The sequence below is a fragment of the Streptococcus sp. ALY_211 genome, from assembly GCF_058314555.1.
The window spans coordinates 59,958-73,337 of record NZ_JBZFUN010000008.1 but is presented as its reverse complement, the minus strand read 5'-3'; the positions used below and the strand labels follow the sequence as shown (position 1 = coordinate 73,337).

Below are 13,380 nucleotides of genomic sequence, written 5' to 3'. Positions count from 1 at the left end.
GAGAGACCTAGACGACTTCATCATTACAAAACAGCAAAATTTCTGTTTGGGCTAGCCCAAACAGCCTAATCAATGGGATCCTAGTCTATCCACGAACTTGTTGCACTTGACTTGACAATGTGTCTCACAATTCTTTTTAGCAACAATAGTCAAAAATGGTTGACAAGCAAATGAAAATTAGCTATTCTAGTCTAGAACGTATTATCGTTACATTGATCTTGAGGAGGTGAAATCCATGTCTAAAACAGTTGTACGTAAGAACGAATCACTTGACGATGCTCTTCGTCGTTTCAAACGTTCGGTTACTAAAGCGGGTACTCTTCAAGAAGCTCGTAAACGTGAACACTATGAAAAGCCTTCTGTAAAGCGTAAACGCAAATCAGAAGCAGCTCGTAAACGTAAAAAATTCTAATGCAGACTAAAAAAGACCTAGGCAACGGACCTAGGTCTTTTGATTATGTGACTTTCAGTCCGTCTCGCTTCGTAGATTCGAGACAAATAAACCACCCGCTATGCGGGTGCGCAACAGAGGTTATACCAAAAAAACTCCAAACGCGCTACAATAAAGGTGTTCAAGCCTATTGTAAAGCGAAAGGAGAAAAGTATGGCACAAAAAGCGCATAGTTTATCACACACAAAGTGGCTGTGTAAATACCACATTGTATTTACCCCTAAGTATAGACGAAAAGTCATCTATAATCAATATCGCAGCAGTTTAGGTGAGATATTTCACCGATTATGTCGCTACAAAGGTGTTGAGATTATCGAAGGACATCTAATGCCTGATCATGTTCATATGTTGGTCAGTATTCCGCCTAGAATCAGCGTTTCAAGTTTCATGGGGTATTTAAAAGGTAAGAGTGCTCTGATGATGTTTGACAAACACGCCAATCTCAAATATAAATTTGGGAACCGCCATTTCTGGGCAGAAGGTTACTACGTCAGTACAGTCGGACTTAATGAAGCCACGATAAAGAAATATATACAGGATCAAGAAAACCATGACATCGCACTTGATAAATTGAGTGTGAAAGAATACGAAGATCCCTTTAGGGATAATGGCAAGTAATACCAATACCTCTTTGAGAGGTTTGTGACGCGTCAAGAGCCATAAGGCTTGAACAAAGTGAAAGCCAGCGTCTTTAGGCGCTGGCTAGCTTTATGGGCTTATAGCCCTGGTTCAAACCACCCGTTTGACGGGTGGTTTTGATTGATGACACGTTTTTGTATATAAAAAGCAGTTGGGAGAAAGCCCAACTGCTTTTATCAGAATAAGGATTATTTTTTAGCCAAAAGATCACGGATCTCAGCAAGCAGATCTTCTTGAGTAGGAGCAGCTTCTTCATTAGCCGCTGCTTCAGCCTCAGCCTTCTTAGAAGCAGCCATGGCTTTTTCGGCAGCTTTTACAACAAAGAAGAGAGTGATACCAACGATCAAGAAGTTGATGACAGCGCTCAAGAAACTACCATAAGCAACACCGTTCCATGACAGAGCAGCCAAGTTTTCAACATTAGCCGCTTCAACAACCGGATTAAGGACCAGTGGTGTAATCACGTCAGAAACGAGTGAGGTAATGATGGCATTAAAAGCGGCCCCCATTACAACGGCAACAGCAAGATCAAGGACGTTACCCTTGAACAAAAAATCTTTAAGTTCTTTAATCACGATAAAATGATTCCTTTCAAAATAATACCAGTATAGTATAACGAAACATAAATGGCAAGGTCAAGCTAATTGCTCACAAATCTGAATATATTTAGCACAATTGGAAAAATCAGTTAGAAAACGAGAAATGAGTCTTTGATTTCAAGAGTAAAATAATGAACAAAATAAGCGTTGCCAAACCTCCTTTTACAAGGGTTATAATTGACTCTTCCAAGGGTGAAATGCTATAATAAGAGGTAAAACTTTAAAAGATTTTTCAAGGTCTGGAGGTGATAGTGTGGCACTTAGTAAAGAGCAAATTGCTGAAATCAAGTCTAGCGTGAATATCGTAGACATTGTCGGTGAGGTTGTTAGTTTGACTAAGGCTGGTCGTAACTATTTGGGCTTGTGTCCTTTCCACAAGGAAAGCACACCATCTTTTAATGTTATTGAGGATAGACAGTTTTTTCACTGCTTTGGTTGTGGTAGATCAGGTGATGTTTTCAAGTTCTTAGAGGAGTATCGCCAGATCACTTTTATAGAGAGTGTCCGAATTTTGGCTGAGCGTATCGGTATGGCTATTGCAGTAGAATCCCCCAGTCAATCCAAGACTCAGCATCCTCAGCAAAAGATTTTTACGATCAATCAAGATGCCAGTAAGTTTTATCAGGCTGTCTTAAAGACGACAAGAGTCGGTGAGCAGGCTAAACACTACCTGCATGAGCGAGGATTGACAGATGAGGTGATTGAGTATTTCGGTATCGGTTTGGCGCCAGAAGAGACCAATTATCTTTATCAGCGTCTGTCATCTCAATACGACGAAGAGACTGTTATCAATTCAGGACTTTTCAATCTATCAGAATCCGGTGAGATTTACGATGCCTTCCGCAATCGTATTATGTTCCCTTTGACAGATGATCAAGGCCATGTGATTGGTTTTTCTGGAAGGATTTGGACAGAGCAAGACGAATTAGCCAAGCAAGCCAAGTATAAGAACACTAGAGCAACTGCTGCTTTCAATAAATCTTATGAACTTTACCATCTGGACCAAGCCAGACCTGTAATTCAAAAAAGCCATGAAGTCTACCTCATGGAGGGCTTTATGGACGTGATTGCAGCCTATCGAGCTGGTATTGAAAATGCTGTTGCTTCTATGGGAACGTCACTGACTAAAGAGCACGTGACACACCTGAAAAAGTATACAAAAAAAGTGGTTTTAACCTATGACGGTGATAGTGCTGGCCAAAGCGCTATAGCCAAGTCCTTGGAGATCTTGGATGATCTGACGGTTGAGATCGTTCGCCTACCGAATCAGATGGATCCGGATGAATACATAAAATCTAATTCTGAGCAAGCTCTAGCTGACCTATTGACTAAATCAAGGATTTCGAGCACAGAATTTTGGATCCATTATCTTAAGCCAGAAAATATTGATAATCTTCAAGCTGAAATTTCTTATGTTGAGCAAATCGCTAAGATTATCGCCAGAGTGCAGTCGATCACGGCCCAAAATACCTATATCAATATGGTTGCTGAGGAGATGCCCCATTTTGACTATATGCAGGTGGAGCAATCTGTCAATAATGAGCGTCTAAATCTTAGGGCCAGCCGCAGTGACACTACCGCTAAGCAGGAAATTGTGAGCCGGCCACCAGTGATCACTGAGGTCTCGGCGACCAAGTCCTTAACGGCATTTCAAAGGGCTGAAAACCAACTGTTCCACAGAATCATGCACCATGACTATATCTTTAATGATTTTCGAAATAGAGAGGACTTTACCTTTGAATCGCCCCAACTCAAAGGCCTCTATGAACTGCTTTGTCAGCACGGTGAAATAAGTGATCTTGACCTAGCTGAGATGCCTGATGATTGGCGCCAGGCCTATTACCAGGTTTTGGAGGAGCCTCTCCCAGACACTGTGGGTGAAAACGAAATTGCTTTGCTAGAAGAGAGAATCGAAAAGCTTCACCAAGAGCAGATAATGAGAGAACGGGGAAAACTGATCCGTGAATCAAGTAACCATGGGGATACAGACCTTGCAATGATGGAATTTCAGGCCCTCATTGCCCAAAAAAGAAATATGGAATAGAGGCAAATATGGCAACAAAAAAAACAAATGCAACATTTAATGTTCAAGTCGCTGATTTTATCCGCAATCACAAAAAAGAAGGAACAGCGATTGATGATGAAGTAACTGAAAAATTGGTTGTTCCATTTACTTTGGATGCTGATCAAATTGATGATTTGCTTGAGCGTCTGACAGATGGTGGGATTTCTATTACAGATAAGGAAGGAAATCCCTCATCGAAATATGTAGTGGAAGCTCCACAGCCGGAAGATTTGACAGATGAAGAACTGATAGGAAGTAATTCAGCCAAGGTCAATGACCCTGTTCGTATGTATTTAAAAGAAATCGGTGTTGTTCCGCTCTTGAATTCCGAAGAGGAAAAAGAACTAGCTATTGCAGCAGCCCAGGGTGACCTCCAAGCTAAGCAACGTTTGGCAGAAGCTAACCTCCGTCTGGTTGTTTCTATTGCCAAACGCTATGTTGGTCGTGGCATGCAGTTCCTTGACCTTATTCAAGAGGGAAACATGGGACTGATGAAAGCAGTTGATAAATTTGACTACTCAAAAGGATTCAAATTTTCGACTTATGCAACGTGGTGGATTCGCCAAGCCATTACACGTGCGATTGCTGACCAAGCACGCACCATCCGTATTCCGGTCCATATGGTTGAGACGATCAATAAATTGGTTCGTGAACAGCGCAATCTTTTGCAGGAGCTAGGACAAGATCCTACACCGGAACAAATTGCTGAGCGTATGGATATGACACCTGATAAGGTTAGGGAAATTCTTAAAATTGCTCAAGAACCAGTATCTTTGGAAACACCTATCGGTGAAGAAGATGACAGTCATTTAGGTGACTTTATTGAGGATGAAGTAATTGAAAATCCTGTAGACTATACAACACGTATTGTCTTACGTGAGCAACTCAACGATGTCCTGGATACCTTAACAGATCGCGAAGAAAATGTCCTGCGTCTGCGTTTTGGACTAGATGATGGTAAGATGCGCACCTTAGAAGATGTTGGTAAGGTCTTTAATGTTACTCGTGAACGTATTCGCCAAATTGAAGCCAAAGCCTTGCGTAAACTTCGCCACCCAAGCCGCAGCAAACAACTCAAAGACTTTATGGAGGATTAAAAACCTCCAGTGGAGGTTTTTAACCGTTGCTGAGAAATTAACGAGCAACGCAGATCCAGTGGATCAAATCAATCGCCACCCAGTAACTGGAGAGTGGTGCAAGTCCAGTGGAGGTTTTTAACCGTTGCTGAGAAATTAAAGAGCGACGCAGATCCAGTGGATCAAATCAATCGCCGCCTAAAAATGAGAAAGTAGCGCAAGTCCAGTAGAATAGATCAAACCGTTATCTAGAAACAAAGTGGGTTACATCATCTATCGAAAGATCAAGAGATAGAAGTAGCTAAGCGTCTGAGAGACGAAGGATCTCACATCTAGCTGATAATCACGTAAAGAATCAAAATGAGTCAAGGAGGAACTGCAATGGCAGAACAAAAGTATACCGCTCAGGAAGTGGAGAAGATTAAAGATCATATACTTGAAGTGTTAGAGATGGTTATTGATCCCGAGTTGGGGATCGATATCGTCAACCTAGGCTTGGTATATGCTATCCGTTTTCAAGATGATGGCTATACAGAAATTGATATGACATTGACAACCATGGGTTGTCCCTTGGCAGACTTACTGACTGATCAGATTTATGACGTGATTAAAGAAGTAAAGGAAGTGACTAAAGTTGAGGTTAAATTAGTCTGGACACCAGCTTGGACGATTGAGCGCATGAGTCGCTATGCTCGTATAGCGCTGGGAATTCGATAAGGAGTAGAGCAAAAGATGAAGCAACTTAGTATTGTCGTACCTTGTTACAACGAAGAAGCGACTATTCAACCGTTTTTGGTAGAGACCAAAAAAGTTGAAGAGAAGATGTCTCAGGAAGTCGCTTTCACCTATATCTTTGTCAATGATGGCTCAAAGGATAAGACGCTATCAGTTCTTAGAGAAGTGTCTCAGCAATATGATAATGTCCACTACCTGTCATTTTCTCGTAATTTTGGCAAGGAGGCTGCTCTGCTGGCTGGGCTTGAAGCTGCGCAAGGGGATTTTATCACCGTCATGGATGCTGACCTGCAGGACCCACCAGAGCTGCTGATTGAGATGTACCAAAAAATTCAAGAAGGCTTTGATGTCGTCGGAACACGCCGTGCCGATCGAAAAGGAGAGCCTTTCTTACGCTCTATGTTTGCTCGCCTGTTTTATTGGCTGGTTAATAAAATTTCGGATACAGAAATGGTTGATGGTGCACGAGATTTCCGACTGATGACCCGTCAGGTGGTTGACAGCATTTTGGAACTAAACGAGGTCAACCGCTTTTCAAAAGGCTTATTCTCATGGGTAGGTTACGATGTCACCTATCTTCCATATGAAAATCGAGAGCGTGTAGCGGGTGACACATCATGGAATTTCTGGTCACTGCTTAAATACTCTATCGATGGATTTATCAATTTCTCAGAAGCACCTCTTAATCTGGCAACTTGGATTGGATTATTGAGTTTTCTTGTGGCGGGCTGCTCTATTATCTTTGTTGTTGTCCGCAACCTTCTCTTTGGTAATCCAGTAGTAGGGTGGGCATCGACAGTATCTGTCATCATGTTCTTTGGTGGTTTACAGTTGCTGGCACTTGGTATTATTGGGAAATATATTGCAAAAATTTTCCTTGAGACTAAAAAACGCCCCGTCTACATTGTAAAAGAAAAAGGATAGCCCATTTTTTAGAAGGCTTATGGAACAATTCTAGGAGACAATTATGATTTTAATTACAGGTGCAAATGGACAGCTTGGTACAGAACTCCATTACTTACTTGATGAGCGTGACGAAGAATATGTAGCTGTAGATGTGGCAGAAATGGATATCACAGATAAAGAGGCCGTTCAGCGTGTCTTTGATCAAGTGAAGCCAAGTTTAGTCTATCACTGTGCTGCTTATACAGCAGTAGATGCTGCAGAAGAAGAGGGCAAAGAACTAGATTATGCCATTAATGTAACTGGTACTGAGAATATTGCTGAAGCTGCAAAAGCTTTTGGTGCCACTCTGGTTTATATTTCTACTGACTATGTATTTGATGGAGAAAAACCGATTGGCCAAGAATGGGTAGAAACAGATCTCCCCTCTCCTCAAACTGAATATGGCCGGACCAAACGTCTAGGAGAAGAGGCTGTGGAAAGAATTCTGGATAATTTCTACATCATTCGGACAGCCTGGGTTTTTGGAAATTATGGCAAGAACTTCGTTTTTACCATGCAAAGTTTAGCAGATAAGCACCCTCGCTTGACAGTTGTCAATGACCAACACGGTCGCCCGACTTGGACACGTACTCTGGCAGAATTTATGACGTATTTGACAGAAAATCAAAAAGATTTTGGATATTACCACCTCTCAAATGATGCTCATGAAGATACGACATGGTATGATTTTGCTAAAGAGATTCTAAAGGATCGTGATGTGGAAGTGGTTCCAGTAGATTCGAGCCAGTTTCCTGCCAAGGCTAAACGTCCCAAAAACTCAACACTTAGTCTAGACAAAGCCAAGGCTACAGGGTTTGTCATTCCCACCTGGCAGGATGCTCTTAAAGAATTTTATCGCCAGGGTACTAAATTATAAAATAATTAGTACTTAGTTGCAGAAATAGAACCAAGCATTGGTGCTTCACTGTAATGAGGATTGGTACTTGATAACCATGAAAGAGTGAGGATCAAATTGATAGTCGATTTAGTCTGACTGTCAGCTGCTATCTTAATTTGACAAATTTAGATGATGACAAAAGGGGTCGGGAATGTGATAGCTTCCCAGCCTCTTTTTTGGTTTCAGTCAGTCATTTTTAGGGATAAAGCGCATAAGACAGCCTAAAATATGCTATAATAAAGTGATTGTATGGTTAAAATGGAGGTCTTCTACATGCAGCACGTTTTTATCATTGGAAGCAGAGGTTTACCTGCTCAATACGGCGGCTTTGAAACCTTTGTGGAAGAGTTGGTAAAACACCGCCAATCAGCTCAAATAACCTACCATGTTGCTTGCTTGAGCGATGAGGTAACTGGCCGACATTTTGACTATTTAGGAGTGGATTGTTTTACAATAAATCCACCCAAATTGGGACCGGCACGTGTCATTGCCTATGATTGGCAGGCTATCACTTATGCGCTCAAATGGATCAGAGAGCAGCAGATTAAAAAGCCTATTTTCTACATTTTAGGTAACACAGTTGGTGCCTTCATTGCCCCCCTAGCTCGAAAGATTCATAGACTGGAAGGACAGCTCTATGTTAATCCAGACGGTTTAGAGTGGAAACGTTCCAAGTGGTCACGACCCGTTCAGTCTTATCTCAAGTACGCTGAAAAGATCATGACCAAAAAAGCAGACTTAGTAATCTCAGACAATCTGGGGATAGAATCCTATATCAAATCATCCTATCCCTGGGCAAAAACGCAGTTCATCGCTTATGGCACCGACTTATCTCCCTCACCCCTAAGGCAGGAATCAAAAGAAGTTAGGGAATTCTACCAAAAATGGCAGACTCAAGAAAAGGACTATTATCTGATTGTGGGGCGCTTTGTCCCAGAGAATAACTATGAAACAGCTATTCGAGAGTTTATGGCCAGTCAGACTCAACGTGATCTTATCATTATTTGTAATCATGAAGGCAGTGCTTACTTTAAAGAACTCCAGCAAAAGACACATTTTGACCAAGATCACCGTGTGAAATTTGTAGGGACTGTCTATAATCGTGACCTTTTGACCTATATCCGCCAAGCTGCCTTTGCTTATATTCATGGACACGAGGTCGGTGGGACTAATCCGGGTCTTTTAGAGGCCTTGGCCCATACAGATTTAAACCTGGTTTTAGACGTAGCTTTTAATAAAAGTGTCGCCCAAGATACTGCTGTATTTTGGAGCAAGGAAAAGGGGAGTCTGAGTCAATTAATCAATCGCTATGATGCTAAGAAAGACTACACTTCGCTAGGGCAAAAAGCAAGAGCGCATATGGCTGAGCATTATTCTTGGGAAAAAATCGTTAGAGAGTATGAGGAGCTGTTTTTACATGAAGGTTAATATCTTACTATCAACCTACAATGGTGAGCGCTTTTTAGCCGAACAGATCGATAGTATCTTAGATCAAACCTATCAAGATTGGACGCTTTTAATACGTGATGATGGCTCTAGCGATAGTACTCCAGATATCATTTCCAGCTACGTTAATCGAGATTCTCGTATCCAGTTTATCAATGCTGATCATCGGGAAAATATGGGGGTAATAGAAAGCTTCTATACCTTGGTTAAGGAAGAGATTGCAGATTTTTACTTTTTTTGCGACCAAGACGATGTGTGGTTACCTGAAAAGCTTGAGCGCTGTCTAAAAGAAGGGAAGACCTTTTCAAAAGACCTCCCCCTGCTAGTTTATACAGACTTAAAAGTAGTCGATCAAAATCTAGCAATTATCCATGAGAGTATGATCAAAGTCCAATCTGATCATGCCAACACCAGTCTTTTACAGGAATTGACAGAAAATACAGTAACAGGTGGAACGACTATGATCAATCGTAGTCTGGCAGATCTCTGGCTAGCTAGGAGCTTAGAGCATGTCGTGATGCATGACTGGTTTTTAGCCTTGATTGCAGCAAGCAAAGGTAAGTTGATCTATCTGGATCTCCCAACCCAGCTCTACCGCCAACATGATGCTAATGTCCTCGGGGCCAGAACCTTATCCAAACGTCTCAGGAATTGGTTGCGTCCCCACAAGCTCTTAGCTAAGTATTGGTGGCTGATCGATTCTAGTCAAGAGCAAGCTCAGCAGCTCTTGCAATTGGATCTAAGTCCAGAACAAAGACAGTTAATTGAGGATTACCTATCCCTGACAGAAGTTTCTTTTAAGGAGAGAAGGCGCCTGCTCAAAGATCGGTGTTTTAGAAAAAATAGAGCCTTTCATACCTTAGTTTTTAGAACCCTTATCTTAACAAAATTGGGCTATAAAACCTATAAGACTCATGGCTATACCCCTTAGAGATTGAATAGATCCTCGCTTTCTATATTTTGAACAGAGAATTAAGAAAGTAGGCTACCATCTCAAATTATACCCTGCCTATGCTTTTAGCGCTCGTATGAATAATAGTGATACTATTTTCTAGCGCTATAAAAAGTTTTTCACCATTTCTTATGCAAGCCTGGATATAAGGGCTCTGGATCTTTAACAAAATTTTCGCTAGGGCGAATGATTCTTTTCATCTTAGTTTAGGAGTTTATTATGAATCTGTTTAGTAAGAAAAATCGTATTTTACTAAAAGAACTGATTAAAACGGATTTTAAATTGCGCTATCAAGGGAGTGTGGTTGGCTATCTCTGGTCAATTTTGAAACCCTTGATGCTATTTCTAATCATGTATACCGTCTTTATTCGCTTCTTGCGTTTAGGAGGCGATGTGCCACATTTTGCGGTTGCCCTCCTCTTGGCCAATGTGATTTGGTCTTTCTTTACAGAGGCGACGAGCATGGGGATGGTTTCCATTGTAACGCGAGGCGATCTTCTTAGAAAGCTGAACTTTTCTAAGTCTATCATAGTTCTGTCGTCAGTTTGCGGCGCCTTGATCAACTTTATCATCAACTTGTTAGTAGTCCTCGTCTTTGCCTTGATTAATGGTGTTCAGCTCGGTTGGCAAGTGATTTTTGCCCTTCCCCTCTTTTTAGAACTCTTCATTATGGCTTGGGGTGTGGCCTTGTTGTTAGCGACACTGTATGTCAAGTTCCGTGATATTGGGCAGATCTGGGATGTCGTCCTGCAGGCGGGGATGTATGCCACTCCTATCATCTATCCCCTAACCTTTATTACCAACCAAGGTCCAAAGGGCATATTAGCAGGTAAGATAATGATGATGAATCCTCTGGCTCAGATGATTCAGGATTTTCGCTATATCTTGATTGACAAGGCTAATCTAACGATTTGGAACTTAATCAATCACTGGTATTATTATGCGATTCCCTACCTTTTGCCCCTGATCATTTTTGCCATCGGTTTTGCTATATTCACCAAAAGTTCTAAGAGATTTGCGGAGATTCTATAATGACAAATGATAATAATATTGCTGTTAAAGTAGATCATGTTAGTAAATTTTTCAAACTGCCTGTAGAGTCCTCTAACAGCTTAAGGACAACCATGGTCAACCGGTTTAAGGGAATCAAGGGCTATAAGGAGCAGCATGTCCTTAAGGATATTAATTTTGAAGTCAACAAGGGAGACTTTTTTGGAATTGTGGGCCGCAATGGCTCAGGTAAGTCAACCTTGCTCAAGATCATCTCTCAAATTTACGTGCCAGAACAAGGTACTGTTACGATTGATGGCAAGCTAGTTTCCTTTATCGAGCTCGGTGTTGGCTTTAATCCAGAATTGACAGGACGGGAAAACGTCTATATGAATGGCGCTCTTCTCGGATTTTCAACCGAGGAAGTCGATGCCATGTACGACGATATCGTAGCCTTTGCAGAGCTTGAAGAGTTTATGAACCAAAAACTAAAAAACTATTCCAGCGGTATGCAGGTGCGTCTAGCCTTCTCAGTGGCTATCAAGGCTCAGGGAGATATCCTTATTCTGGATGAGGTGTTAGCAGTAGGTGATGAAGCTTTTCAGCGTAAATGTAATGACTATTTCATGGAACGTAAAGAAAGCGGTAAGACCACTATTCTTGTGACCCATGATATGGCTGCGGTGAAGAAGTATTGTAACCGAGCAGTACTGATTGAAGATGGCTTGGTTAAGGCCTATGGAGAGCCTTTTAATGTGGCCAATCAATACAGCTTTGACAATACTGAAGCTCTGCCAGAAGATGATACCGTGCAAGAGCAGATAGATCCAGATGCTATAGTAGACCAGCTCAAGGTCAAACTCCTATCACCAAATCCGACCACTCCTAAAGAAAAAATCACTTTTGAAATCTCCTATGTGGTCCGCCAAGACCAACCGACCTATATTGCGCTATCCTTAACAGATGTGGATCGCAACATATGGGTTTACAATGATAATTCAATGGATCATCAGACATCGGGGAGTGGTCCTAAGCGCGTGATCTATGAGTGTGATCTGGCTCACCTAAATGATATCAAGCTAAAATTAGAAGTGACCGTGCGTGATCGTGATGGTCAAATGCTAGCCTATGCTGATTCTAGTCGTACACCAGTGATTGCCCTCCACCGTGATGACTTAAAGGCTGAGGACCGCTCAGGATTGGATTCGGCAACAGGACTCTACCAAAGAAATGGTCGCTGGACTTTTAAGTAAAAGATGAGAAAAGATCGGATGAAAGAAGGCTATGAAAGTTTCTGTTATTTGTACCAATTATAATAAGGGGGAATGGCTCAGCGACGCTATCGATAGTTTTTTAGCCCAAGAAACTGATTTCCCTTTTGAGATTATTCTGGTTGATGACTGCTCAAGTGATCAGTCGCCTCGTATCATAGCGCAGTATGCCGAGAAGTATCCAGACATCATTCGCCCCTTTTATCACCAGACCAACCTAGGTATCACCAAGACTTGGATTGAAATTTGTCAGGAAGCCAGAGGTGATTATATTGCCAGATGTGATGGCGACGACTACTGGATTGATCCTAAGAAATTACAAAAACAGGTAGCTCTTTTAGAAAGCCGATCAGACTCTTCTTGGTCCAATACTGATTTTAATATGGTCGAAGCAGATGGAAGACTGATTCATGAGCATGTCTTAGCCAATCGTGTTATTCCCTTCATGGATTCCTATGAGAAACTTTTAGCACTGAAAGGCATGACCATGGCATCGACCTGGCTGGTTGAGACTTCTTTGATGTTGGAGGTTAATCAGACGATCGATACTGAAGCCATCGATGACACCTTCAACATTCAGCTAGAACTCTTTAAGCGGACCAATTTGGCCTTTTTGGATGAAGCTACGACGGTCTATCGAATGGATGCAGAATCTGACTCAAGGACCAAGAATGCCAAAAAAATAGCCCATCGCTTTGATCGCTTGCTGCAAACACAACTGGACTATCTAGAAAAATATCCAGATAGTGATTTTAAGCAAGTACTTGCCTATCTCCTGCCTGAACATACTGCTTTTGAAAAGAATCTAGCCCTGGTCAATGCTTCTAAATGGGACGATCAGATGGTCAGTATCTACTTTAGCCGACAGACTCCCTTATCCTTCAGTGAAGAGGACAAGGTGGAGTTTTCCTTTCAGCTGTCCGATCGTATCCAGTTGGAGCTAGATAGTGATGTGACAGGGATTCGTGTCGATCTCTCTGAATTACCAAGTTTTTATCAGTTTGTTAAATTGATCAATACTGCTTCACAGGAGGCGGTTCTACCAGCTTGGACCAATGGTCAGATAATTGATGGAGAATTTTATTTTTTACAGCCAGATCCCCAGATTATCTATGATTTGACAGAAAAATCCTCAGCTTCCTTTGAGCTGACCTATCAGCATTACAAGCAAGATAGCTCGCAAGACCAAGATGACATAGCAGCCCATCTGGTGGATAAGATAGCTGACCTAAACCAACGCTATCAGGCTGTAACCCAGTCACACCGCTGGCGACTGACAACGAAATTAATCAATGCCTTTAGGAGAAACTAAT

At 41.7% G+C, this 13,380-nt stretch carries 13 protein-coding genes; 12 read left to right on the top strand and 1 reads right to left on the bottom strand.

Annotated elements, in window-relative coordinates; genetic code table 11:
- Positions 1–235 precede the first annotated feature (235 nt).
- A complete protein-coding gene (gene rpsU, locus AC4HAJ_RS07220; protein WP_002884573.1) occupies positions 236–412 on the top strand; it encodes a 30S ribosomal protein S21 in 177 nt (58 codons plus the stop codon).
- Between the two features lie 192 nt (positions 413–604).
- A complete protein-coding gene (tnpA, locus tag AC4HAJ_RS07215) occupies positions 605–1,069 on the top strand; it encodes an IS200/IS605 family transposase (protein WP_491079494.1) in 465 nt (154 codons plus the stop codon).
- Positions 1,070–1,278: 209 nt separating this feature from the next.
- Here tnpA and mscL read toward each other — a convergent pair whose 3' ends face one another.
- Positions 1,279–1,665, bottom strand: coding sequence for a large conductance mechanosensitive channel protein MscL (gene mscL / locus AC4HAJ_RS07210; protein ID WP_491079493.1), 387 nt, complete (start codon positions 1,663–1,665; stop codon positions 1,279–1,281).
- Between the two features lie 277 nt (positions 1,666–1,942).
- Between mscL and dnaG the strand changes: the two genes are divergently transcribed.
- The 10 genes from dnaG (at position 1,943) to AC4HAJ_RS07160 (ending at position 13,379) form a co-directional block, all read left to right on the top strand.
- Entirely contained in the window at positions 1,943–3,733 is a 1,791-nt protein-coding gene (gene dnaG / locus AC4HAJ_RS07205; RefSeq protein WP_491079492.1) for a DNA primase, read from the top strand.
- A gap of 8 nt (positions 3,734–3,741) precedes the next feature.
- Complete coding sequence (rpoD, locus tag AC4HAJ_RS07200; RefSeq protein ID WP_491079491.1) at positions 3,742–4,851, top strand: RNA polymerase sigma factor RpoD; 1,110 nt, start codon at positions 3,742–3,744, stop codon at positions 4,849–4,851.
- A 360-nt stretch (positions 4,852–5,211) separates the two neighbouring features.
- Complete coding sequence (locus tag AC4HAJ_RS07195) at positions 5,212–5,547, top strand: metal-sulfur cluster assembly factor (RefSeq protein ID WP_491079490.1); 336 nt, start codon at positions 5,212–5,214, stop codon at positions 5,545–5,547.
- Between the two features lie 15 nt (positions 5,548–5,562).
- Complete coding sequence (locus AC4HAJ_RS07190; protein ID WP_491079489.1) at positions 5,563–6,489, top strand: glycosyltransferase family 2 protein; 927 nt, start codon at positions 5,563–5,565, stop codon at positions 6,487–6,489.
- Positions 6,490–6,532: 43 nt separating this feature from the next.
- Entirely contained in the window at positions 6,533–7,387 is an 855-nt protein-coding gene (rfbD, locus tag AC4HAJ_RS07185; RefSeq protein WP_491079488.1) for a dTDP-4-dehydrorhamnose reductase, read from the top strand.
- 294 nt (positions 7,388–7,681) lie between these two features.
- Positions 7,682–8,836 (top strand): beta 1-4 rhamnosyltransferase Cps2T, encoded by a 1,155-nt coding sequence (gene cps2T / locus AC4HAJ_RS07180; protein ID WP_491079498.1) that lies wholly within the window; start codon positions 7,682–7,684, stop codon positions 8,834–8,836.
- The gene (locus tag AC4HAJ_RS07175) at positions 8,826–9,785 is read left to right on the top strand and encodes a glycosyltransferase family 2 protein (protein WP_491079487.1); all 960 of its coding nucleotides are present in this window, start codon (positions 8,826–8,828) and stop codon (positions 9,783–9,785) included. The genes cps2T and AC4HAJ_RS07175 overlap by 11 nt, the downstream gene beginning before the upstream one ends.
- 240 nt (positions 9,786–10,025) lie before the next feature.
- A complete protein-coding gene (locus tag AC4HAJ_RS07170) occupies positions 10,026–10,838 on the top strand; it encodes an ABC transporter permease (protein ID WP_491079486.1) in 813 nt (270 codons plus the stop codon).
- Positions 10,838–12,049, top strand: coding sequence for an ABC transporter ATP-binding protein (locus AC4HAJ_RS07165; protein WP_491079485.1), 1,212 nt, complete (start codon positions 10,838–10,840; stop codon positions 12,047–12,049). The genes AC4HAJ_RS07170 and AC4HAJ_RS07165 overlap by 1 nt, the downstream gene beginning before the upstream one ends.
- A 31-nt stretch (positions 12,050–12,080) precedes the next feature.
- Positions 12,081–13,379 (top strand): glycosyltransferase family 2 protein, encoded by a 1,299-nt coding sequence (locus AC4HAJ_RS07160; RefSeq protein ID WP_491079484.1) that lies wholly within the window; start codon positions 12,081–12,083, stop codon positions 13,377–13,379.
- The last annotated feature ends 1 nt before the right edge of the window (position 13,380 follow it).

Coding starts and splice junctions, on each gene's coding strand:
- rpsU (WP_002884573.1), top strand. CDS start 236: ATGTCTAAAACAGTTGTACGTAAGAACGAATCACTTGACGATGCTCTT.
- tnpA (WP_491079494.1), top strand. CDS start 605: ATGGCACAAAAAGCGCATAGTTTATCACACACAAAGTGGCTGTGTAAA.
- rpoD (WP_491079491.1), top strand. CDS start 3,742: ATGGCAACAAAAAAAACAAATGCAACATTTAATGTTCAAGTCGCTGAT.
- AC4HAJ_RS07195 (WP_491079490.1), top strand. CDS start 5,212: ATGGCAGAACAAAAGTATACCGCTCAGGAAGTGGAGAAGATTAAAGAT.
- AC4HAJ_RS07190 (WP_491079489.1), top strand. CDS start 5,563: ATGAAGCAACTTAGTATTGTCGTACCTTGTTACAACGAAGAAGCGACT.
- rfbD (WP_491079488.1), top strand. CDS start 6,533: ATGATTTTAATTACAGGTGCAAATGGACAGCTTGGTACAGAACTCCAT.
- cps2T (WP_491079498.1), top strand. CDS start 7,682: ATGCAGCACGTTTTTATCATTGGAAGCAGAGGTTTACCTGCTCAATAC.
- AC4HAJ_RS07175 (WP_491079487.1), top strand. CDS start 8,826: ATGAAGGTTAATATCTTACTATCAACCTACAATGGTGAGCGCTTTTTA.
- AC4HAJ_RS07170 (WP_491079486.1), top strand. CDS start 10,026: ATGAATCTGTTTAGTAAGAAAAATCGTATTTTACTAAAAGAACTGATT.
- AC4HAJ_RS07165 (WP_491079485.1), top strand. CDS start 10,838: ATGACAAATGATAATAATATTGCTGTTAAAGTAGATCATGTTAGTAAA.
- AC4HAJ_RS07160 (WP_491079484.1), top strand. CDS start 12,081: ATGAAAGTTTCTGTTATTTGTACCAATTATAATAAGGGGGAATGGCTC.